This window comes from Mycobacterium sp. OAE908 (assembly GCF_017872775.1).
In the GTDB taxonomy this organism is placed as follows: Bacteria; Actinomycetota; Actinomycetes; order Mycobacteriales; family Mycobacteriaceae; genus Mycobacterium.
Window position 1 is genome coordinate 5,018,859 of sequence record NZ_JAGGJL010000001.1, and the last position, 22,350, is coordinate 5,041,208.

Genomic DNA, 22,350 nt, shown 5'->3' on the forward strand with positions numbered 1-22,350 from the left:
TTGGCAAAAGCCAGCTATCAGCGAGAAGAGGTTCACGAAGTGATCACTCGAAGGGAGATTCGGTTATGACCGATGGCGTGTACGCGCCTGCGAGAGAGCGGGCGGGCGGCTCGCGGCACCGCAAGAGGGGCCAGGGCACCCGTCCGAACGCGATAACGGCCGCGGTGGCGGCGGGCGTCCTGGCCGTTGGCGGCGGGGCCGCCGGTGGCATCGTTGCGGCGGGCCAGCAGGCTCCGGCGCCGACCGGCGGTGCCAATGGCCCGGTCTATGCGCCGGCACTGACCGCGTCCGATACCGCACTCGGTGGCGGCGTGGCCGCGGCCGCACCGACGTCGAGCGGGGTGGGTGCATCGTCCGCTCCGATCGGCGATGCGGTGTCACCTCTGGCGGTGCTGGGCCTGATTCCGTCGGACAGCCCCGGCGGCGCCGCGGTATCGCATTCCGGTAATGCACGCGGGGCGCACGGTGCCGCGAATTTCTTTGCGCCGACGACGTTTGCGACATCCCTCGTCGGTGGGGCGGGCGGTGGCGGAGCTTCGGCCTCTGCAGCGTCACTGTCGACGTCGGGCCTGTCGCTGACGAGCCCGAGCGGAGCCTTCTTGGGTCTGGTCGGCCCAGGCGGGCTGCTGATCGGAAACGGCATCGACGGCGATGAGCCCGGCGAAAAGGGCGGCAACGGCGGTCTGCTCTGGGGCAGCGGCGGCAAGGGCGCCGACGGAGCTGCGGGTCAGGCCGGTGGCGCAGGCGGACACGGTGGGCTGTTCGGCAACGGCGGCGCCGGTGGCGCAGGCGGCACGGGCGCGGCGGGCGGTGCTGGCGGCGCCGGTGGCTTGGTGCTGGGCAGCGGTGGCGACGGCGGTAACGGCGGAGCCGGCGGCGCAGGTGGCAAGGGCGGCAGCGGACCTGGGCTGCTGGCGGGCAACGGTGGCGACGGAGGCACTGGCGGTATCGGCGCGGTCGGCGGTGACGGCGGCAACGGTGGCCTGCTGATCGGCGCGGGCGGTAGCGGTGGCACGGGTGGCGCGGGCGCCGCCGGCGCGAACGGCGTGAATCCCACTCCGAACGGCCAGACCGCCGGTTCCGGCACCAACGGCGCAGACGTCACCGTCTCGCCGCCCTCCACCGACGACGCATTCGGTGGCAATGGCGGCCCCGGCGCCAACGGCGGCACCGGAGTCGCAGGCGGCACGGGCGGCAAGGGTGGCGACGCGGTCAACGAGGTCGGCACGGTCAGCCCCGCGACCGGCGGCAACGGCGGAGCGGGTGGCACCGGGGGAGCAGGCGCGGCCGGCGGCAAGGGCGGCGACGGCGGCAACGGCACCGGCCCGTACTGCTGCGGCGGCACCGGCGGCAATGGTGGTGACGGTGGCGCCGGTGGAACCGGCGCCAACGGTGGCGACGGCGGCAATGGCGGGAACGGCTCGAACGTGGGCGATCCCGGCAACGCCGGCGGCACCGGCGGCAACGGCGGCAACGGCGGCACGGGTGCGGCCGGTTCTGCCGGCTCCGCAGGCGCATCGGGCGGCAGCGGTGGCCACGGCGGCCTCGTGCTCGGCATCGGCGGAAACGGCGGTTCCGGCGGCAAAGGTGGCACCGGCGGTACCGGAGCCACCGGCGGCAACGGTGGTAACGGTGGCAACGGCGGCAACGTCGAGACCTCCGGAACACCGGGCACCGGCGGAAAGGGCGGCAAGGGTGGCGTCGGCGGTACCGGCGGCACGGGCGGCGTAGGCGGTACCGGCGGCTCCGGTGGCGGTGGCGGCCTGCTCGGCGGCGGCGGTCACACCGGCAGCACCGGTAGCACCGGTGCCAACGGAAGTAACGGCGCCAACGGCAGCAACGGCGCCAACGGAAGTAACGGCGGCACCACCTAACAGCTGCGCATGACGGTGAGCCCGCTCAGCCCCGCAACGAGGTGCTGAGCGGGCTCATTGCCGTTATGGCGGTTGACAATTCGGACACCACACCGTGGTTCGGCCACCGATCCGGCTACGCCGCAACCGGGTGTGACAGCGCGGGCAGCCCGGATCCGGGTCGTCGCGAACGCGCGTCAACCACCGCGGAAGGCCGGGCACTCGCCCGTGCCGCACCGACGTCTGCAGAACGCTCGTCATCGCAGCGTGAACTCGGCGCGCATCGACACTGCTGACGGGCCGCCCGGGATGCACCTTTGCACGCCAACAGATCTCGTCGACGAGCAGGTTGCCAAGGCCCGCGATCACCGATTGATCCATCAGGGTCGGCTTCAGTGTTCCGCGGCGCCCCTCGAGCGCCTTGCGGAATCCGGCGAGATCGAGTCCGAGCGCATCGGGCCCCTGCTTGCCCATCACCTCGGCTGTCGCGTCGTCGTCGGCGGCCAGCCAGATGCCGCGCAGTTTCCGGAGATCGGCATAGCGCAACTCGCCACGGTCGAGGGCGATCACAAGCCGTTCGTATCCCTTTTCGTTGGCGCCGTCGGCCGCGAAGTACGGCTGCCCAGTCATCCCGCTGTGAACCAGCAGAACGGGACCATCCGTCGGCAGGATCAGCCATTTGCCGTGTCGTCGCGGCTTTCGGAACGTGTGTTTCATCAGATTGCGGGCCAGCGCGGGCGCGCTGGTGTTCCGCAACACTCCGGGGTCACGCATGTCGACGGCCCGCACCTCACGCCCGGGCAGCTTTTCTGCCAACTCGCGACGGAACCCCTCCACATCGGGTAATTCAGGCATTGAGCTTCGACAGACGTTCGATGGGCCGGGTCAACGAGCGGGCGTGCCGACGCATGTCGGCCCATGGATCGCCTTGTCCGGCAACCCGTTTCAGCACGTCGCGAAGCGTGAAGCGGTCAGGTCGCAAACCACGTGCGCTCAGCTCGTCCCACTCCAGTGGGGTGGCGACGGGAGCACCGCGTCGTGCGCGCACCGTGTACGGAGCCGCGGCGGTTTGCGCGTAGGCATTTCGCATCACGTCGACGTAGATCCGGTCGCCGCGCTTGTCCTTGCGCTGCTCGACCGTTCGGTGTGCGGGATCATCCGCCACCACGACCTCGGCGACGTCGCGGGCGAACTGCCTGACAGCATCGAAGTCGTGTCCGCGGGCCAGCGGCGTGACGACATGCAGCCCCCGCGATCCGGTGGTCTTCAGGTACGGCGCAAGGCCGAGATCGCGCAGCACGTCGGCGCAGGCTCGGGCGGCCGCGCGCACCGGGGCAAAATCGTCGGTCGACGGATCCAGGTCGAAGATGACTTGATCCGGTTCGCCGAGCAGGTCGCGCCGCGACAGCCACGAATGCACGGTGACGCAGTTCTGATTGGCCAGCCATACCAACGCATCGCGACGATCGACGACAGGGTGTACGACCGTGCCGCCCTCCTTGGTGACCTCGGCCGAGCCCATCCATTCGGGCAGCGTGCCGGAGAAATCCTGTTGCACGAAGCCGTGCTGGCCGATGCCGCGGGGATATCGCCACAACGTGAGCGGTCTGCCCTTCAAGTGCGGCACCATGACATCGGCGATTTCTGAGTAGTAGTCGACCAGGTCGCCCTTCGTGATGCCGTCGTCGGGAAACACCACCCGGTCCGGATGGGTGATCTCGACCGCTCGGGACCTTGCAGCCATCAGTGCGTCTCCCTCACCACCTCGTTGGGACTCTTGTCGGTACGCAGGCCGAGATATCGCGGGTGGCGCAGCTTGCCGTCGCGGGTCCACTCGCCGAACGCCACCTGCGCCACCAATTTCGGTCGCACCCAATGGGCGGTCGGCTCGCGGACCGATCCTCTTGTGATGGGCGACGTCGTCTGCTCGGTACGCGCCAATTGTTCGTGCAGTTTTCGCAGTGTCGCGTCGTCGAACCCGGTGCCGACCTTGCCTGCATAGACCAGATCCGCCCCGTCGTAGTAGCCGAGCAACAGCGCTCCGAGACCCACCCGGCTGCCCTTCGGGGCCGTGTACCCGACGACCACAAACTCTTGATCGCGGCTGCACTTGAACTTCAGCCAGTTGCGCGACCGTCCGCCCTCGTAGGTCGATTCGGCCAACTTCGCGATCACCCCTTCGTCGCCGCGCTCGCAAGCGGCGCGATAAGCCGATTCACCGTCCTTGACTCGGTGGGTGGTGAAGCGTAGCGGATCATCGAAGCTGAAGGTGTTGCGCAGCAGTCTTTTACGCTGTAACAGCGGATAGGCCGTGATGTCTTCGCCGTCCAGGTTCATCAGATCGAACACGTAGTAGAAGACGGGAATGCCCGACACCCTGGCGAGGGCGGGATCGGTGATGCCGGAGCGGCCCTGCAATCGCTCGAAACTGGTTCGTCGTCCTTCGAAGGCCACGATCTCGCCGTCCATGACGAATCGAGACGTCTCCTGTTTCGCAAGTCCCTCGACGATCTCAGGGTAGGTGTTGTTGAGCGACAATTGGTTTCGCGACAGCAGCCGTATCCGCTTGCCGTCGCGGAAGGCAAGGCCCCGCACCCCGTCCAGCTTGCGCTCGAAGATCCAATCGGGGTCGGAGAAGCGCTCGTCGGTGAGCGTCGCAAGCGTCGGCGACTGCCAGTCGGGAACCATTACCGAGGCATACCCGCCGCGGAACGGGGCTATGCCGGCCGCCAGGTCAGCGTCATTCCGCTTTCGGCGAGCCAGCGGTTCAAGTCGTAGTCGTGCCTGGACAGCCCGTCGATCGCCGACACCGCCGTCTGCACCGCATGCTCGCCGGTTTCCGGCGTCAACAGGCCGTGACGGACGGCGGTCAGGAGCTCGTCGACGTCCAACAACTCGACGCTCTTGCCTGTCCGGACGACGAGGTCGAGGTAGTGGTCCTCGGCATGCCATGTGTGGGTCCCCGGCGTGTAGTGGCCGACATCGAGGTAGTAGTCCTGATCGACTTCATGGCCGGGGTTGAAGTGAAAGATCGTGGCTCGCAAGCCGACAGACGGCAGCAACCAGGACTCGATGTAGTGAAACTGTGCGCGTCCGGGGGCCGGCCGCGCCATGTAAAGGCCCCACGGCTCGACGGCATAGACGTCAACGGCCCGCACGATGCCCTTCGGATCGGTGTTGGTGCGGGCTACCAGGTCAAATGTTTCGTGCTTTGGCGCGTGGATGCTCTCAGCATAGGCGGCCGAGAGGTCATCGGTTGTGCCAGGAAATCGCGGTGCGCAGGGTCGCCTCCAGCGCGCGGTGGACGTCGCGCAGCGGACGGATGTCGCGCCGTACCCGGCAGAGCAGGATCGCGCCCTCGATCGCCGCGACGACCGTGGTAGCTAATCGTCGCGCGTCGGTGCGGCCGACACCCGCGTCGAGCAGGCTCCGTCCGATCAGATCCTGCCAACGCGTGAACGCGGCGGCGGCCGCATCGGTCGCGGTTGACCCGGCGTCCGCCTCGGCGGCCACAGCAACGACGGGACAGCCGGCACGAAAGTTGCTGTCTTCGAGCACCTCTCGCCAGGAGTCGACGAAGATGCCGAGTGCAGCGATCGGGTCGCCGCCCTCAGCGGCACGGGCGATGCGCCGCTCGATCACGCCAGCGGCCCACGCCATCGTCTCCGCCGCGAGTTGTTCCTTGCCGCCGGGAAAGTGGTGGTAGATCGAACCGCGCGGCGCTCCGCTGTGCTCGATGACGTCGCGAAAACCCGTGCCGCTGTAGCCGTTCTCTCTGAACAGCAAAGCGGCGCTTTGAATCATCCGGTCTCGGCTATCGCTGGCTATGACATCCATCATAGTCTAGCCTCTAGATTATGCCAACTGTCATAGTCGACGAACGGGACCACATACTGCACATGGGGCTCAACCGGCCCGCAAAGCGAAACGCATTCGACGTCGAGATGCTCGAGGAGCTGGGCCGCGCCTACGAACGCCTGGAACGCGACGACAACCTGCGCGTCGGCGTGCTGTACGCGGAGGGCGACAACTTCACCGCCGGCCTGGACCTTGCCGAAGTCGGCCCCCGCCTGATGAATGGGTCGCTGGACTGGCCCGACGACGCCCGAAACCCGTGGCGCAATGACGGCCGGGGGTGGACGAAGCCGGTGGTCGCCGCCGCCCACGGTTGGTGCCTGACGCTCGGCATCGAACTCCTGCTGGCCGCAGACATCCGGATCGCCGGCGCCGATACCCGGTTCGCCCAACTCGAGGTCCAGCGGGGCATCTATCCGTTCGGCGGGGCCACCACCCGGCTGCCGCGCGACGCCGGCTGGGGCAACGCGATGCGCTGGCTGCTGACCGGTGACGAATTCGACGCCGCAGAGGCGCTGCGGATCGGCCTGGTGCAGGAGGTTGTCGAACCGGGACGGCAGCGCGAGCGCGCCGTCGAACTGGCTGAGCGGATCGCCGCACGATCGGCGCCGCTGGCCGTGCGAACCACACTCATCGCAGCTCAGCGTGCAAACCGTGAGGGTGAGCGGTCCGCCGAGGACCGCTTCGTCGACGACGTCGTCGCCCTGTTCAAGACCAGCGACGGGGCCGAGGGGATCCAGGCGTTCGTCGAACGCCGTCAGCCGCGCTTCACCGGGGCCTGAGCCTGGGGAACAGCCGATGTCGGTGGTGGGTTCTACCCTGGTGAAATGGCTTTCGCTACCGAACACCCCGTGCTTGCGCACTCGGAGTATCGCGCCGTCGACGAGGTCGTGCGGGCAGGCGGCCGCTTCGAGGTGGTCAGCCCGCACTCGCCCGCGGGTGATCAGCCTGCCGCCATCGACGAGCTCGAGCGCCGCATCAGAGCGGGGGAGCGCGATGTCGTGCTGCTGGGTGCCACCGGAACGGGTAAGTCGGCGACCACCGCGTGGCTGATCGAGCGCCTGCAGCGCCCAACGCTGGTGATGGCGCCGAACAAGACCCTGGCCGCCCAGCTCGCCAACGAGCTGCGAGAGATGTTGCCGCACAACGCCGTTGAGTACTTCGTCTCGTACTACGACTACTACCAGCCCGAGGCGTACATCGCGCAGACCGACACCTACATCGAGAAGGACAGCTCCATCAACGACGACGTCGAGCGGCTGCGGCACTCGGCGACGTCGAGCCTGCTGTCGCGGCGCGACGTGGTGGTGGTCGCGTCGGTGTCCTGCATCTATGGCCTTGGCACCCCGCAGTCGTATCTGGACCGCTCGGTCGAGCTGCAGATCGGCCAGGAAGTCCCGCGCGACGCGCTGCTGCGACTGCTCGTCGACGTTCAGTACACCCGCAACGACATGGCGTTCACTCGCGGCTCGTTCCGGGTTCGCGGCGACACCGTCGAGATCATCCCGTCGTACGAGGAGCTCGCGGTCCGCATCGAGTTCTTCGGCGACGAGATCGAGGAGCTGTACTACCTGCATCCGCTGACCGGTGACGTCGTTCGCAAGGTCGACTCGCTGCGGATCTTCCCGGCCACGCACTACGTGGCAGGTCCGGACCGCATGGCACACGCGATCTCGACCATCGAGCAGGAGCTCGAAGAGCGGCTGGCCGAGCTCGAAGGGCAGGGCAAGCTGCTGGAGGCGCAGCGGCTGCGGATGCGCACCAACTATGACGTCGAGATGATGCGTCAGGTCGGCTTCTGCTCGGGCATCGAGAACTACTCGCGCCATATCGATGCCCGCCCCGCGGGCTCAGCGCCTGCCACCCTGCTCGACTACTTCCCCGAGGACTTCCTCCTCGTCATCGACGAATCGCACGTGACGGTGCCGCAGATCGGCGGCATGTACGAGGGCGACATCTCGCGCAAGCGCAACCTGGTCGACTTCGGGTTCCGGCTGCCGTCAGCCATCGACAACCGGCCGCTGACGTGGGAGGAGTTCGCCGACCGGATCGGCCAGACGGTGTATCTGTCCGCGACGCCCGGGCCGTACGAGTTGAGTCAGACGCAAGGCGAGTTCGTCGAGCAGGTGATCCGCCCGACCGGACTGGTCGACCCGCAGGTGGTGGTGAAGCCGACGAAGGGCCAGATCGACGACCTGATCGGCGAGATCCGCAAGCGCACGGAGCGCGATGAGCGCGTGCTCGTCACGACGCTCACCAAGAAGATGGCCGAGGACCTAACCGACTACCTCCTGGAGATGGGCATTCGGGTGCGGTACCTGCACTCCGAGGTGGACACGCTGCGCCGGGTCGAGCTGCTGCGGCAGCTGCGACTGGGCGAATACGACGTACTGGTCGGCATCAACCTGCTGCGCGAGGGCCTCGACCTGCCCGAAGTGTCGCTGGTGGCGATCCTCGACGCCGACAAGGAAGGCTTCCTGCGGTCGACCCGCAGCCTGATCCAGACCATCGGCCGCGCGGCGCGCAACGTGTCCGGCGAGGTGCACATGTACGCCGACAACATCACCGACTCGATGAGGGAGGCCATCGACGAGACGGAGCGCCGCCGCGCCAAGCAGGTCGCCTACAACAAGGCCCACGGCATCGATCCAAAGCCGTTGCGCAAGAAGATCGCCGACATTCTCGACCAGGTCTACCGCGAGGCCGACGACGTCGAGGTCGGTGGCTCCGGCCGCAACGCCTCGCGCGGTCGTCGCGCACAGGGGGAGCCGGGCCGCGCGGTCAGCGCCGGCATCATCGAGGGCCGCGACACCTCGAACATGCCGCGCGCCGAGCTCGCCGACCTGATCAGGGATCTGACCGAACAGATGATGGCCGCGGCCCGCGATCTGCAGTTCGAGTTGGCCGCACGCATCCGCGACGAGATCCATGATCTCAAGAAGGAACTGCGCGGAATGGACGCCGCGGGGCTCAAGTAGGGCCTGCCGAAGTTGACCGCTACGTGGCGGCTGCGAGCAGCGCGTACTGCGCGGCCGACTTCTGCTTGGCGCTGATCGCGGTGTCGGCGTGCAGTGAGGTGTAGAAGTTCTCGAACACAATCCGGCACACGAATGCGTTCGAGGGTGAGTTGTTGACCTGGAAGCAGCGTTCGTCCGGGACGTTCGGATCGGCGTCGATCTCGTGTTCGCGGCCGGAGGCCTCGGCGGTGAACTCGGCGAGCATCTCGAGTGCGGACTTGTGGTCTCGTAGCCGGTAGAGGTTTTGGGCGCCGGAGACCGCCAGCCGGTCGACACCCCACTTCTCGTAGAGCTTGTCCTTGCGGAACGTCGACGGCTGGAAATGCAGCGCGCCGGTGGGTCCGTAGACCCCGAATCGGGCTGACACCGGTGTCGGATGTGCCGGGTCGGTGCTGACCATCCGGCTCAACAACCCATCGGGGTCCCGGGGCAGCGCCGGGATCGCGTCGGGCGGGGTGGGACGGAAGTCCTGCAACAGCTTTCGCTGGGCATCGACAACGGGGTCGAGATCACCGATGTGGGATTCCACTTCGGCGGGCGGGGCATCGATCATCAGGTGCACGACGAACGGCCCCATCGCAGTGTCTGCGAGCACCGCGCCGTTTCCCGGTGTGTAGCGTGCCAGGACTTCCGGATGCTTGGGCAGCGGCACCGCGACTGTCTTGGCCATGTCTTTCCAGTTGGTGGTGTCGAGCGAGGCTGCTGCCGCGCGTGCCGCATCGTCGTTGGGAAAACGCAGCAGCGTGATCGACAGCCCGACGTAGGGCTCAGGGGGCGCATTGTCTGCGGGCGGGGGTCGGTCCGCGAAGCCGGCGCGATACCCGGCCAACCAACCGTGCTGATCGAGGACCCCTTTGCCCGCTTCGCCGAGAAGCGGAAGAAGACTGGCTGCGTCGGGAATCGGGTCGGCCCGCCACACGTACAGCAGCATCGAATCGAATTGCGACGAATCGGCGACGGCGTCCGCCATCCGAATGCTTTCGAGGAGAGTGGCCTCCTGCGGTGATGGCTGACCGGGCACCGCGCGCAGCGTGGTGGGAAAGGTGCCCACATCCAACTTGGCCAGGTCAATGCTTTCGTCCGCGGACTGTTCGCCTGAGCAGCCCGCTGCGAGCACGGCCGCCACCGACGCAGCGACGAGCCACCGCAACCGTCTGTACTGCGTCGGCGCTTTTGCTACCACGGTGAACACGCTAGTGCCACCGAGACAGCTAATTGTGAGAATCGCCAACGTCAAAATCACTTGACCTCAATGACGGTTGAGCTCTTACGGTGGGCGGCGTGACCGATACCCCGGCGATCATCACCGGTAGCTGGCGTGAGCTGCTGGGCCCCAAGAACCTCGGGGCCTCGACCGTGCTCGCCGGCGGTGTCGCGCTGTACGCCACGAACGAATTCCTCACCATCAGCCTGATGCCGAGCGCGGTCGCCGACATCGGCGGGCACCGCTACTACGCATGGGTGACAACCGTGTACCTGGTGGCATCGGTGGTCGCCGCGACCACCGTGCACTCGCTGCTGTTGCGGCTGGGCCCACGCTGGGCATACCTGTTGGGGCTCAGCGTGTTTGGCATCGGCAGTCTTGCCTGCGCTGCGGCGCCGACGATGGAGATTCTGCTAGCAGGCCGCGTGGTCCAGGGCGCGGCCGGCGGTCTGCTCGCCGGTCTCGGATATGCCGTGATCAACACCGCGCTGCCCAGTTCGTTGTGGACCAAGGCCTCTGCACTGGTGTCGGCGATGTGGGGGGTTGGCACGCTGGTGGGGCCGGCCGCTGGGGGGCTCTTCGCCCAATTCGGTTCTTGGCGTTGGGCTTTCGGTGTCCTGGTGATTCTGACGGCTGTGATGGCGGCCCTGGTGCCCGTCGCCCTGCCTGCGCGCGGCGACGCCGAAGTGGGTGACCCGCGCAGCCCGATCCCCATCTGGTCACTGGTCCTGCTTGGCGCCGCGGCCCTCGTGGTGAGCGTGGCCGGCATTCCGCACGATTGGCGCGCGACGGCGGTGCTGTTGGCGCTCGGCGCCGTATTGGTGGCCGCGTTTCTCTACGTCGACCGGCGGCTGCCCGCGGCGGTGCTGCCGCCGAGCACCTTTGGCGCCGGGCCGTTGAAGTGGATTTACCTGACGCTCGGGTTGTTGATGGCGGCGACGATGGCCGACATGTATGTGCCGCTCTTCGGTCAACGATTGGCGCATCTGACACCGGTTGCCGCGGGGTTCCTCGGTGCGGGGCTTGCCATCGGCTGGACCGTTGGCGAGATCAGCAGCGCGTCGCTGCACAGCGAGCGGGCGATCAGGTGGACGGTGGCCGTCGCGCCGCTGGTGATGGCCACCGGGCTGGCATTGGCCGCGGCCACGCAGTACGAGCGGGCGTCGTTCGGGCTTGTCGCGGTGTGGGCGGTGGCACTGCTGATCACCGGCATCGGGGTCGGTATTGCGTGGCCACATCTTTCCGCATGGGCGATGAGTCGAGTCGACGATCCAGCCGAAGGCCCAGCGGCCGCAGCCGCCATCAACACCGTGCAGTTGATCTGCGGTGCCTTCGGTGCCGGGCTCGCCGGAGTGGTGGTGAACCTGACCGAAAGCGGGGGCGCGACGCAGGCTCGCTGGCTCTTCTCGACGTTCGCGGTGCTCGCCGCGGTCGGTGTGCTCGCGTCGACGAGAAGCGGGCGTCCTCAGAGCACTGGCAGCAGCCGGCGCAGGATCGTCGCCGAGGACTCGGCGGCCTGATCGACGAACGCGGTGAAGTCGAACAGCGCATTGCCGCCGGCGAGGTCCGACAGCGCCCGGATCACCAGCCACGGGATGCCGAACGACTCGCACACCTGCGCGACCGCACCGCCCTCCATCTCGATCGCCTGCCCGCCGAGATCACTGCGCAGTCGGTCGCGGGTGGTCTCGCAGTTGAGGTACTGATCACCGGATAGCACTGTGCCGTAGACGATTTGGCCAGGAATCGAGAGGTCCGCCAGCCGGTGCCTGACCCCGTCCAGCAGTTCGGCATCCACTGGATAGCCGAGTCGATCGGTGGGGTTGATGACCGGTACGTAGCCGGGCTGATACGTCCGTACGCGTCCGTTCTCCACCACGCCCGCGTCGTGCTGGATCAAGAAATCGGCGACGACGATGTCACCGATGGCCAGCCCCGGGTCCAGGCCGCCGGCCACGCCGGTGAAAACAATTGTGCGGCAACCGAATCGGTCGGCCAGAAGCGTCGTGACGAGCGCGGCATTGACCTTGCCCATGCCCGAACCGACCAGCACGACGTCATGCCCGTCGATCATGCCGCTGTCGAAGACGGTGTGCGCGGCTTCCGTGCTGCGGGCGTCGGCGAGGATGGCGCGCAGGTGTGCGAGTTCCTGCGGAATCGCACAGATAAGTCCGATGGTCACAACGCAGTATGACTAGTCGGATTCATCGTCGAGCTGGCGGATCGCCGTCACCCCGTCGATGGCCGCCAGCACCGTCGGCGCGGTGAGAATGCCCCTGCCCGACAGCGTGAGTAGTACTCCGGCGCTGCCCGCGGCGATGCGCTCGCCTGCGGCGTCGGCCGACAGATCGGTGAGCTGCCACTGCCTCTTGTCGCACGCCTGCAGTAGCCGACTCATCACGCCGCGGCCCTCGTCATAGGTGACGTGCATGGTGACCGAGCCGGCCAGGCGGGCGGACAGTCGCTTCGCCAGCGGCATGAAGCCGACGATGATCAGGAAGTGCATCGCGGTCACCGTGACCGCCAACAGCAGAAGGCCCGAGCCCGCCGCCATGCCGATGGCCGCGGACTCCCACACGGCCGCAGCCGTCGTCAGTCCGTGGACTGAGCCACGCCGGAAGATGATGATGCCGGCACCGAGAAAGCCGATGCCCGAGACGATTTGGGCCGCGACACGGGATGGGTCGACGACCACCAGACCGTCCTGCAGCACGTCGGAGAAGCCGTACTTGCTGACGAGCAGGATCAGGGCGGCGGCGGTGCCGACGATGGTCTGGGTGCGCACCCCGGCGCTCTTGCCCTGGATCTCGCGCTCGAGGCCGATCAACGACGTCAGGCCGAACGCAACGAACAGCTCGACGATCTGTCGCGTGCCCTGTCCCGGGCCACCGAAGAACGGGGGATCGGCCAGCCACACCTGCATGGGAAACAAATTAACCCCGGGGCAGGACCGATGACTTTCGGCGCGCCGCATAGTCCATATTTGGAGCCCGTGTTGCCAGTGCCTATTGGTTAGGAGATGCGCGATGCCCACAACTGCCGCCGGCTATCCCGACGTCACCAGTCGCGAGGAATGGCTCGCCGCCCGCAAGAAGCTGCTGGCGCGCGAACGCGAAGTCACCCATCTGCGAGATGCCGTCAATGCGGAGCGACGCCGGCTGCCGATGGTGAAGGTAGACAAGGACTACGTGTTCGAGGGCCCCGACGGCGAACTGCGCTTGGTCGACATGTTCGACGGCCGCCCGCAGTTGTACATCCACCACTTCATGTGGATCGACGCCGCCGACAGGGGCTGCCCGAGTTGCACGATGGCAGCGGATCTCACGTTCACCGAACGGGACCGCGCACTGCTGCATGCCAAGGGCGTGACGTTCGCGGCGGTGTCGAGAGCGCCGTATGCGAGCATCGCGCGCTACCAGGCCGAACACGGCTGGACGTTTCCGTGGTACTCGTCGCGTGACAACGACTTCACCTACGACTACCACGTCACCTTGGACCCGGCGCGCGCGCCGATCGAGTACAACTACAAATCCGTCGATGAGTTGCACGCCGACGGACTGACCGATGATGTGCTGCGCGGAGACTGGCCGGGCGCCAGCGTCTTCCTCCGACGGGAAGACGAGGTGTTCCACACGTATTCGGCGTTCGCGCGCGGTCTCGACCACTCCGCGCCGGGATATCCCTTCCTCGATCTGACGCCGTATGGCCGCCAGGAGAAGTGGGAAGACTCGCCTGCCGGTTGGCCACAAGGCACCGACGCAGTCGGCGTGCCGATGGACGAGTAGCGATCACGACGATCCAAAGGCTGGGCCGGTGCCGGGCCGGCCGGCAGGATCTTGTCCTGTTGCGGGTGTGGCTGAGTGGCTAGGCACCGGCCTGCAAAGCCGTCTACACGGGTTCGAATCCCGTCACTCGCTCGCGACACGTTGGGTAATAGTCGTGCGCGGGTGCCGCGGCTTACCTAACGTTTGCACCGATGGACAATCCACCCCTGCGCTCGGTCAATCCAGCAGTGCGCGACGCAATGGCCAGGCGACTGCAGCGCCGATCGGTTGTCACCGGAAAAATCACCGTGCCCGCGGTGCCGGGGATGATCGATCAGTACGTAGCGATGTGCGAGTCGCTGTTCGCGACCCTGGGCAGGCCGTTCAGCGATGAACAGCTCGCCCACGTCAGAGAGGTGCTGGAGGGCCAACTCGCGGAGGCATACGCCAACTCGCCGCGCTCCAACATCGTCATCTCCTACGACGCCCCGGTCGGCACGACGTTGAACTATCACGTCAAGGCCGAATGGTGGACGGTCGAGGGCGCCTACGAGAACTGGATCAGCACCCGCGAGCCGCCGCTGTTCGGCACCGAACCGGACGCCCGAGTACTGGCGTTGGCCAACCTCGCGCTCGACCCCAGAGCGTTCCGGATTCTGGACATCGGTGGGGGAACCGGGCGCAACACGCTGGCGCTGGCGCGGCGCGGCCACCCCGTCGACGTGGTGGAGATGACGCCGAAGTTCGCGGAGATCATTCGTACCGACGCCGAACGGGAATCGCTGACCGTGCGCGTGATCGAGCGGGACATCTTCGCCACCGAGGACGACCTGCGGCACGACTATGAGCTGATCCTGCTGTCCGAGGTGGTTTCGGATTTCCGCACGCCGCAGCAGCTGCGCGCGGTTTTCGAACTCGCCGGCCAGTGCCTTGTCCCTGGCGGCCACCTGGTGTTCAACGCGTTCCTCGCGAAGCCCGGCTACACACCGGATGACGCCGCGCGCGAACTCGGACAGCAGTGTTACACAACAATTTTCACCGCCCAGGAGTTGTCGGCGGCCGCCGGTTCGGCACTTCATCTGGTGTCCGACGATTCCGTGTACGACTACGAGATGGCGCATCTGCCGGAGGGCGCCTGGCCGCAGACGAGTTGGTATGCCGACTGGGTCAGCGGCCGCGACGTGTTCGACCTGCCGCGCGAAGAATCGCCCATCGAAATGCGTTGGCTCGTGTATCAGAAAGCAGCCTGGTAGCCGTGGCCAAACTCGAGCTGTCCCGCGAGCTGTCGCTGTCCCCCGAGGACGCCTGGGCCCATGCTTCGAATCTGGCCGATCTCGGCGACTGGCTGGTGATGCACCAGGGCTGGCGCGGCGAGGTACCGGCGGAACTGACGACGGGTGCGACCCTCGTCGGCGTCGCAGGCGCGAAGGGGCTACGCAATCGAGTGACCTGGACCGTGCGCGAGCTTGACCCGCCCCGGCTGCTGCACATGACGGGCGACGGTGTCGGCGGCACCAAGTACGCGCTGCGGATGACGGTCTCGCCGACTGAGACCGGCTCCGCGTTCACGTTCAACCTCGAACTGGGTGGCAGGCCCTTGTTCGGGCCGATCGGAGCGGCCGCCGCGCGCGCCGTCAAGGGCGACATCGAACGGTCGATCCAGCGGTTCGAAGAACTGTACGGCTGACGTTCCGGCCGCTCGATCGGAGCGACACCGGTCCCGTACCGTTGCACCATGGTCAGGATCGCGTGCTGCCAGATCGACCCGACGATCGGCGAATTGGCCGCCAACGCCGAGTTGATCGAGGAGAACATCCGTCAGGCGGTCGCGGCAGGCGCCAACGTGATTGTGCTGCCCGAGCTCGCCACGTCCGGATACATGTTCGCTGATGCCGATGAAGCGCGGGCGGCGGCGCTCACGCCGGCTGCTGCGGCATTCGCCAATTGGTCTGCAGCCGCGGGCGATTCGATCGTCATCGGCGGCTTCTGCGAACTCGGCGACGATACCCGGTTGTACAACAGCGCGGTGATGGTCGACGCCACCGGCGTGATCGCCACCTATCGCAAGACGCATCTGTGGGACCGCGAGAAGTTGATCTTCACCCCGGGCGACACGCTGCCCTCGGTGGTCGAGACGAAGCACGGCGCGATCGCCGTGATGGTCTGCTACGACCTCGAGTTCGCCGAACTCACTCGCCCCATCGCGGTGCACGGCGCAGAGCTGATCGCCGCGCCGGTGAACTGGCCGTTGTTTCCCCGGCCAGAGGGCGAACGCCCTGGCGAGGTCATCACCGCGATGTCGACGGCAAGGACGAACAAAGTCGCCGTGGCGGCGTGCGACCGGGCTGGCGTCGAGCGTGGCCAACAGTGGACGGAAGGCACCGTGATCGTCGATCCGGACGGCTGGATCGCCGCCGCAGCAGGTCCCGGCACCGCGATGGCCGTCGCCGACATCGACCTGGCCCTCACCCACGACAAGACCCTGACCGAGCACGTCCACCTGTTCGACGACCGGCGCGTCGACTTGTACTAGCGCCTCAGCGCATCGAAGATCTCGCGGTAGTGCTGGTGCGCCATGAAATGGCCGCCCTCGCGAATATTCAAGGTGGCGTTGGGGATTCGTGAAGCCAACCGGTGCGGCCAGCTTTCGTTGACAAGTTGGTCACCCGTTCCCGCCCACACATCGACTGCCACCGTCAGCTCCTCTGGAGCAAAACCCCACGGTCGCATCCACGCCCGGTACTCCTCAACCGCGCCTGCCGGTTGCCTTAACGCCTCGCGGGTCATCCGCGCGAAGGCCGGGAAGCCCACGTCGCGGAGCACAGCGCCGTCGGCCTGGCCGAGCTCGCGCGCGGCCAGTCGCCCGTACAGCGTCGGTGCGGCGCCCGCCGCGAATCCCATGATCCGAAACCACTGCGCCGCAAGCCACGGTGCGCGCTGGGAGAGGCGGGTCAGCGTCCGGTCCATCGCAGGCAGTTCGTCAAACACGCCGGGCTCGGTCAGAGGCAACGCGCCGGCGATGATCGCTACCCGGGTCACCCGGTTCGGTAGCGCATGGCCCACGGCCGCGGCGTACTGCCCGCCCATCGACCAGCCCATCACCGCGAACCGGTCGACGTCGATCAGGTCGAGCAGTCCCGCGACATCTTGCGCCCAGTCGTCGACGGTGCGACCGGGTTGCGGGTCCGACCGCCCCACACCTGGCCGGTCGGGGGAGATCAGCCGGATACCAGCGGCTGTCGCAACGGCGTCTGCGGCAGCCACATCGAGGCGGCAGGCCAACCCACCGTGGGCGTTGACGATCGGAAAGCCATCGGGTTGGCCGTATTGCGCGTAGCTAACCGACCGTCCGTCCAGTAGCCGGACGATGCGATCGACTGCGGGCTGCATCTAGCCGATCATGTCTCAACGGGTCACCAACCCGGCGGCGAACCGCAGATCCGACACCAGCCCGTCGAATGCTTTGGCCCTGTCCTCCGGGGGTCCACGCAGCACGGACGATGGGTGAACGGTGACGGCCACCTGCGGGTCGAAGTCGAGATCGGCCAGCTCGTCGATGGCGGGCAGGTGCAATGCCTCGCCCCGATGCGCGGTCAATCGAAAGTCGTTGCCCATCAACGACTTTGCTGCTGTAGCACCGAGCAGCACCACCACGTCGGGCTCAACCGACATCATCTCCGCGAACAGCCATGGCCTGCATGCCACCACCTCGGTCCGGCTGGGGGTCTTGTGGATGCGGCGCTTACCGCGTTCGGGCAGCGTGAACTTGAAGTGCTTCACCGCGTTGGTGACGTACAACCGGTCGCGGTCGACCCCAGCCTCGATCAGCGCCTTGTCGAGCAGCTTGCCCGCAGGCCCGACGAACGGGGCACCTGCCTTGTCCTCCTGATCGCCGGGTTGTTCACCGACGAGCATCATGGCGGCGTCCGCCGCGCCTGCGCCGAACACCGTCTGATTCGCGTGCAGGTACAGGTCGCATCCCTTGCACCCGTGCGCGGCCTCGGTCAGCGTGTCGAGGTCTTGGCTGTCGGGGACGAAATCGGCGGCGCTCACACGGGTCGGTTACCCCCTTATCGGGTTGACTTCACCACCTGCGCGAAGCTGAACTGCCAGCGTTCGACGATGTGGAAGCCCATGCGCTGCGGCACCTGGTACGCGCTAGCGCGCTTGAGGCGCGGTCCTGGATCCAACGCCTGGCCGCTCTGGCGATCGGGCACCGTGGTGTCGCGTTCGGACACCGTCCACAGCACCGTGCAGCGCTGAACGCGGTCGGCGACGCCCCAGATGCCGAGGTGCTGGTCCCACAACCAGTTGCGTTGCGCCCCGCGCAAGCCGCGGCCGGGATCGACGAGTTTTGCGTAGGCGGCGGGCCTAGCCGCCGTCAGCGGCCTGATCGGGCCAGGCTTCCACGCGGCCGTGTTGTCGAGGATCAGGCAGTCGCCTGCCGATGCGTGCGCGGTGATCACGTCGGCGACCTGGCTGAAGTCCATGCCCTCCTTGGCATACGGGCCGCGTTGCCCGAGGAGATAGTTGGGAGTGGCGACGAGGGCGAACGCGGCCACGACCGCGGTGACGCGTTCGCGGGTTCGGAACAACGCCGCCAGGCAAACCGCCAGCAGCAACGCCATCCCGGGAGAGGTGTAGCAGAGGTAGCGGGGATAGTAGATCGGTTGCTGCACCGCCGAATACAGCAGCAGCACGGCGGTCGGCAGGACGATCCACGCCACCGCGATGCCTGCCAGTTGACGGTCACCCGTCGGCCACGGCCTGCGCAGCACCAGCGGTGCCGCCAGCACCACACCAGCCAGCAGCGCGAACCCCACGCTGTGGTCGAAGTACTGCTGCTGGACGATCTCCAAGAACGTCGCGGGCTGAAGCGGCGAAATCCATCTGACCTGTGCGATCTGGGTGCGGCAGAACATCAAGAACGGAACGACCGTCAACACGGCGACCGCCGCGGCCGCGGCCCACCTCATCACCGCGGCCCGGTTCTTGGCCACCACCGCCACCACGGCGGCGTGCACCAAGACCATCAGCACCGCAAACACGTTCAGCAGCGTCGACATCATCAACGCCAGCGTGTACAGCGGCCACAGCGCCGCGGTGTTTCGTCGGGCGGCGGTGATCACCAACACTGTCAACCACACCGCGGCAGCGGCCGTCAGCGCGTACGACCTCGCCTCGATGCCTGCCCATGTGATGCGCGGCAGGATCGCGAAGATCACTCCAGCGCAAACGCCCACGGTTCGCGTCGAAAAGTGTTTGGCCACAACGACAACGCCCGCAGCGGCGAGCCCGACGGCCAGACAACTGGATAGCCGAGACCAGAATTCGGTCACGGGGAAGATCGCGAACCAGCCGTGCATGACCAGGTAGTAGAGGCCGTGCACTGCGTCGATGTTGTGCAGCAGCCGCCACAGCTGGGGCACGGATCGAGTCGAAGCGGAGATGGTCGCCGCTTCGTCGAACCACAGCGACGGCCTGGCGGCACCCGCGGCGGATACCGCGACGGCGAACACCGCCACCATTGCGGGATCGAACCGTCCGGCCCGAACCCGCTCAAGCGGTTGGACGCGCGCGACGCGTAGCGGTCTAGTTGAAAGATCCACGTGCTCGGTCTGCCCCCTCAAGTGACGGCAAAACCGTAACCCGTCTCTACGCTGCGCGCTCGGGAAAGCCCGCTACGGCCGCATATTTGACGTCGTCGTCGGGATCGGCGCCGACTTTCCTTGCGGCCGTGGTGGGTTCACACAGGTTGAGCTGGATCACGTCGGCAATGCCGTTGCGACACGGACGTTCTGGTAGCAACGACGTAGCGTCCATCACTTAAGGTGCGCGAACGGCCGAACCGCCGTTACCATCGGGTGTTTCCAATTGCGCCCCTGGTCAACGGGCAACAGGTTACTGTCTCGGGTGGCGTTGCAACTGACACTGGGAGGGAATGGATGAGCGGCTACCAGACCATCGTCGTCGGCACGGACGGATCGGATTCGTCACTGCGGGCGGTGGACAAGGCCGGCCAGATCGCCGCAGGGTCGGGTGCCAAGGTGGTCGTCGCGACCGCGTACTTCCCTCAAAGCGAGGATCAGCGCGCCGCCGATGTGCTCAAGGACGAGGGCTACAAGATGGCAGGCAACGCGCCGATCTACGCCATCCTGCGTGAGGCCAGGGACCGGGCGAAGGCTGCCGGGGCCGGCGACGTCGAAGAGAAGGCCGTCGTTGGCGCGCCGGTCGACGCACTCGTCGATCTGGCCGAGGAAGTCAACGCCGATCTGCTCGTCGTAGGCAACGTCGGGCTGAGCACCATCGCCGGGCGACTGCTGGGCTCGGTGCCTGCCAACGTCGCACGCCGGTCCAAGACCGACGTGCTCATCGTGCACACCACTCCTTGATGCGCCTCAGGTACTAGAGGCCTTCGCGATCTCGGCGATCGCGGCATCGAGTGTCGCGTTGAATTCCTGATCGCTCTGCTGCGCCGTGAGCCCTTCGGTCAGCGCGCGCGAAAAGCTCGCGATCACACCGTTGTTGCGGGCGAGCTTCTCGCACGCCTGTTCCCGGTTGTATCCGCCGGACAGCGCAACCACGCGGACCACCTTGGGGTGCGCCACGAGTTCGCTGTACAGGTTGTCCGTGTCAGGCAGTGTCAGCTTCAACATCACCGCCTGGTCGTCGGCCAGCTTGTTCACGCCGTCGAGCAGGGCGGCCTTCAGTTGATCCTCTGCCTCCGCCTTGCGCGGGCTGTGGATGTCGACCTCGGGCTCGATGATCGGCACGAGCCCCTTCGCGAGCACCTGCTGGGCCACCTCGAACTGCTGGTCGACGACGGCGTCAAGACCGGCGCCGGGGAGCTTGATGACGGAACGTTCCTTGGTGCCGAAGATCCCGTTCTCGACGGCGCGGTCCAGCAGCGCGTCGAGGCCCGGCATTGGCTTCATCACCTGTGCGCCCTGGTCCTCGTCGGCGAGACCCTTGTCGATCTTGAGGAACGGCACGACGTTCTTGACGTTCCACAGGTAGTCGGCCGACGGCCGGCCGTCGATGGTGCGGTCCATCGTCATCTCGAACAGGATCGCGCCCATGATGCGGTCGCCGTCGAAGGCCGGACTGGTGATGATGCGGGTCCGCATCTCGTGCACCAGATCGAACATCTGCTCGTCGCCGGAGTACGCATCCTCGCCGATGCCGTACAGCTTCAGCGCCTTGGGCGTGCTGCCGCCGCTCTGGTCAAGTGCCGCAATGAAGCCGGCGCCATTCTTTGCCTTCTCGAACTGCTCGGTGTTCATTTCCGCCCTTTCCTCTCCATCAGGCAATCTACTGGTGCGAAACTCAGGCTGACGGAGAGGTCAGTGATGACGGCAACAATCCGCAAGTCGGGGATCGCTCCTCGCAGAAACGGCGTCCCGCCGCCGGACGTCCCGCTCACCGAGATCGACCTTGGCACGCTGGAGTTCTGGGAGCGGGACGACGACCTGCGCGATGGCGCGTTTGCGACACTGCGACGCGAGTCACCGATTGCCTTTTTCCAAGTCCCTGAGGTCGCGGGGTTTCCGCCTGGCGCGGGTCACTGGGCCCTGACGACGTATGACGACGTGCACCACGCGAGCCGTCACCCCGAGATTTTCAGTTCGATCCCGACCAGCACGTCGCTCACCGACGTGCCCGCCGAGATCGCCCAGTTCTCCGGCTCGATGATCAGCCTCGACGACCCGCGTCACGTTCGCCTGCGCAAGATCGTCAACCGCGCGTTCACGCCGAAGGTGGTTGCGCGCATCGAAGACAGCGTCCGCGAACGGGCGCGCACATTGGTGGCGGAGATGATCGCCAACCATCCCGATGGGCGCGCGGACTTCGTCGCTGAGGTGTCGGGCCCACTGCCGCTTCAAATCATCTGCGACATGATGGGCATCCCGGAATCCGACGAGCAGAAGGTCTTCCACTGGACGAATGTGATGCTGGGGGTTGGGGATGCCGAGCAGTCCGGTGAGTTCGACGAGGTCGTCAAGGTGGTCATGGCAAGCGCCGAGTACGGCGTCGCACTGGCCGAGGAACGACGGGCACGGCCCGGCGACGACTTGACGACCAATCTCGTGCAGGCCGAGGTCGATGGTGAGCGGCTGACCTCAGCCGAGATCGCGTCGTTCTTCATCTTGTTGTCGGCAGCAGGCAACGAGACGACGCGAAATGCGATCAGCCACGGCATGGTTGCGCTCACCCGCTATCCCGAACAGCGCGACGTCTGGTGGCGAGACTTCGACGGCGTGGCCGGCACCGCGGTCGAGGAGATCGTACGGTGGGCGTCGCCAGTTATCTTCATGCGGCGCAATCTCACTGAGGACATCACGATGCGTGGCATCGAGATGAAGGCAGGCGACAAGGTCTCCATGTGGTACAACTCGGCCAACCGGGACGAGTCCAAGTTCGCGAATCCTTGGCTGTTCGATGTGACCCGAAATCCCAACCCGCACATCGGTTTCGGCGCAGGCGGGGCGCACTTCTGCCTGGGCGCCAACCTGGCCCGACGCGAGATCCGGGTGCTGTTCGACGAGCTCTACCGGCAGATTCCCGATGTGGTGGCGGTCGAGGAGCCCGCGATACTGCACTCGGCGTTCATCCACGGCATCAAACGGCTGCCCGTCGAGTGGACGCCTGGAGCCTGA

23 protein-coding genes and 1 tRNA gene are annotated in these 22,350 nt (G+C 66.8%); 11 read left to right on the plus strand and 13 right to left on the minus strand.

Annotated elements, in window-relative coordinates:
• Positions 1-65: 65 nt before the first annotated feature.
• Positions 66-1,874 (plus strand): PE family protein, encoded by a 1,809-nt coding sequence (locus tag J3E61_RS24750; RefSeq protein WP_210085323.1) that lies wholly within the window; start codon positions 66-68, stop codon positions 1,872-1,874.
• A gap of 63 nt (positions 1,875-1,937) precedes the next feature.
• Here J3E61_RS24750 and J3E61_RS24755 read toward each other — a convergent pair whose 3' ends face one another.
• From J3E61_RS24755 to J3E61_RS24775, 5 genes are read right to left on the minus strand one after another with little or no spacing between them, the layout of a single operon-like run.
• The gene (locus tag J3E61_RS24755; protein ID WP_210085324.1) at positions 1,938-2,708 is read right to left on the minus strand and encodes an Fpg/Nei family DNA glycosylase; all 771 of its coding nucleotides are present in this window, start codon (positions 2,706-2,708) and stop codon (positions 1,938-1,940) included.
• On the minus strand, positions 2,701-3,597 hold the full coding sequence (gene ligD, locus J3E61_RS24760) for a non-homologous end-joining DNA ligase (protein WP_210085325.1): 897 nt from the start codon (positions 3,595-3,597) through the stop codon (positions 2,701-2,703). Before ligD (J3E61_RS24760) ends, J3E61_RS24755 begins: the two co-directional genes overlap by 8 nt.
• Entirely contained in the window at positions 3,597-4,541 is a 945-nt protein-coding gene (ligD, locus tag J3E61_RS24765; protein WP_210085326.1) for a non-homologous end-joining DNA ligase, read from the minus strand. The genes ligD (J3E61_RS24760) and ligD (J3E61_RS24765) overlap by 1 nt, the downstream gene beginning before the upstream one ends.
• 29 nt (positions 4,542-4,570) lie before the next feature.
• Entirely contained in the window at positions 4,571-5,077 is a 507-nt protein-coding gene (locus J3E61_RS24770) for a DUF402 domain-containing protein (protein ID WP_210085685.1), read from the minus strand.
• Between the two features lie 25 nt (positions 5,078-5,102).
• Entirely contained in the window at positions 5,103-5,690 is a 588-nt protein-coding gene (locus J3E61_RS24775; RefSeq protein WP_210085327.1) for a TetR/AcrR family transcriptional regulator, read from the minus strand.
• A 20-nt stretch (positions 5,691-5,710) separates the two neighbouring features.
• Between J3E61_RS24775 and J3E61_RS24780 the strand changes: the two genes are divergently transcribed.
• Positions 5,711-6,490, plus strand: a complete 780-nt coding sequence (locus J3E61_RS24780; protein WP_210085328.1) for a crotonase/enoyl-CoA hydratase family protein — start codon at positions 5,711-5,713, stop codon at positions 6,488-6,490.
• Positions 6,491-6,535: 45 nt separating this feature from the next.
• Positions 6,536-8,686: an excinuclease ABC subunit B gene (gene uvrB, locus J3E61_RS24785; RefSeq protein WP_210085329.1), complete on the plus strand. Its 2,151-nt coding sequence runs from the start codon at positions 6,536-6,538 to the stop codon at positions 8,684-8,686.
• 19 nt (positions 8,687-8,705) lie between these two features.
• Here the strand turns inward: uvrB and J3E61_RS24790 are convergent, their stop codons facing one another.
• The gene (locus J3E61_RS24790) at positions 8,706-9,908 is read right to left on the minus strand and encodes a hypothetical protein (RefSeq protein ID WP_210085330.1); all 1,203 of its coding nucleotides are present in this window, start codon (positions 9,906-9,908) and stop codon (positions 8,706-8,708) included.
• A 98-nt stretch (positions 9,909-10,006) separates the two neighbouring features.
• Between J3E61_RS24790 and J3E61_RS24795 the strand changes: the two genes are divergently transcribed.
• Entirely contained in the window at positions 10,007-11,449 is a 1,443-nt protein-coding gene (locus tag J3E61_RS24795) for an MFS transporter (protein WP_210085331.1), read from the plus strand.
• On the opposite strand, the gene J3E61_RS24800 is transcribed toward J3E61_RS24795, so the two are convergent.
• Together J3E61_RS24800 and J3E61_RS24805 are read right to left on the minus strand one after the other, a co-directional pair.
• Complete coding sequence (locus tag J3E61_RS24800; RefSeq protein ID WP_210085332.1) at positions 11,395-12,111, minus strand: 5'-methylthioadenosine/adenosylhomocysteine nucleosidase; 717 nt, start codon at positions 12,109-12,111, stop codon at positions 11,395-11,397. The genes J3E61_RS24795 and J3E61_RS24800 overlap by 55 nt on opposite strands.
• Before the next feature lie 12 nt (positions 12,112-12,123).
• Positions 12,124-12,852: an MgtC/SapB family protein gene (locus J3E61_RS24805; protein WP_210085333.1), complete on the minus strand. Its 729-nt coding sequence runs from the start codon at positions 12,850-12,852 to the stop codon at positions 12,124-12,126.
• 103 nt (positions 12,853-12,955) lie between these two features.
• Here J3E61_RS24805 and J3E61_RS24810 point away from each other — a divergent pair, with 103 nt between their 5' ends.
• The 5 genes from J3E61_RS24810 to J3E61_RS24830 all read left to right on the plus strand — a co-directional run bounded on the left by J3E61_RS24810 (position 12,956) and on the right by J3E61_RS24830 (position 16,226).
• Positions 12,956-13,714, plus strand: coding sequence for a DUF899 domain-containing protein (locus J3E61_RS24810; RefSeq protein ID WP_210085334.1), 759 nt, complete (start codon positions 12,956-12,958; stop codon positions 13,712-13,714).
• Between the two features lie 61 nt (positions 13,715-13,775).
• Positions 13,776-13,846 (plus strand) — tRNA-Cys (locus J3E61_RS24815).
• A 59-nt stretch (positions 13,847-13,905) separates the two neighbouring features.
• The gene (locus J3E61_RS24820) at positions 13,906-14,946 is read left to right on the plus strand and encodes a class I SAM-dependent methyltransferase (protein WP_210085335.1); all 1,041 of its coding nucleotides are present in this window, start codon (positions 13,906-13,908) and stop codon (positions 14,944-14,946) included.
• A 2-nt stretch (positions 14,947-14,948) separates the two neighbouring features.
• Positions 14,949-15,380, plus strand: coding sequence for an SRPBCC family protein (locus tag J3E61_RS24825; RefSeq protein ID WP_210085336.1), 432 nt, complete (start codon positions 14,949-14,951; stop codon positions 15,378-15,380).
• A 48-nt stretch (positions 15,381-15,428) separates the two neighbouring features.
• Positions 15,429-16,226 (plus strand): hydrolase, encoded by a 798-nt coding sequence (locus tag J3E61_RS24830; protein WP_210085337.1) that lies wholly within the window; start codon positions 15,429-15,431, stop codon positions 16,224-16,226.
• On the opposite strand, the gene J3E61_RS24835 is transcribed toward J3E61_RS24830, so the two are convergent.
• The 4 genes from J3E61_RS24835 to J3E61_RS24850 are packed head-to-tail and all read right to left on the minus strand — an operon-like array spanning position 16,223 to position 19,516.
• Positions 16,223-17,083: an alpha/beta hydrolase gene (locus J3E61_RS24835; protein WP_210085338.1), complete on the minus strand. Its 861-nt coding sequence runs from the start codon at positions 17,081-17,083 to the stop codon at positions 16,223-16,225. The two genes, J3E61_RS24830 and J3E61_RS24835, sit on opposite strands and share 4 nt — an antisense overlap.
• 15 nt (positions 17,084-17,098) lie before the next feature.
• Positions 17,099-17,746 (minus strand): UdgX family uracil-DNA binding protein, encoded by a 648-nt coding sequence (locus J3E61_RS24840; RefSeq protein WP_192720466.1) that lies wholly within the window; start codon positions 17,744-17,746, stop codon positions 17,099-17,101.
• A gap of 17 nt (positions 17,747-17,763) precedes the next feature.
• Positions 17,764-19,302, minus strand: coding sequence for a hypothetical protein (locus J3E61_RS24845; RefSeq protein WP_210085339.1), 1,539 nt, complete (start codon positions 19,300-19,302; stop codon positions 17,764-17,766).
• A 46-nt stretch (positions 19,303-19,348) separates the two neighbouring features.
• On the minus strand, positions 19,349-19,516 hold the full coding sequence (locus J3E61_RS24850; RefSeq protein WP_192720464.1) for a hypothetical protein: 168 nt from the start codon (positions 19,514-19,516) through the stop codon (positions 19,349-19,351).
• 122 nt (positions 19,517-19,638) lie between these two features.
• On the opposite strand from J3E61_RS24850, the gene J3E61_RS24855 reads away from it, so the two are divergent.
• On the plus strand, positions 19,639-20,085 hold the full coding sequence (locus J3E61_RS24855) for a universal stress protein (RefSeq protein WP_192720463.1): 447 nt from the start codon (positions 19,639-19,641) through the stop codon (positions 20,083-20,085).
• A 6-nt stretch (positions 20,086-20,091) separates the two neighbouring features.
• On the opposite strand, the gene J3E61_RS24860 is transcribed toward J3E61_RS24855, so the two are convergent.
• The gene (locus tag J3E61_RS24860) at positions 20,092-20,976 is read right to left on the minus strand and encodes a fructose bisphosphate aldolase (protein WP_192720462.1); all 885 of its coding nucleotides are present in this window, start codon (positions 20,974-20,976) and stop codon (positions 20,092-20,094) included.
• Between the two features lie 66 nt (positions 20,977-21,042).
• Between J3E61_RS24860 and J3E61_RS24865 the strand changes: the two genes are divergently transcribed.
• Entirely contained in the window at positions 21,043-22,350 is a 1,308-nt protein-coding gene (locus J3E61_RS24865) for a cytochrome P450 (protein WP_210085340.1), read from the plus strand.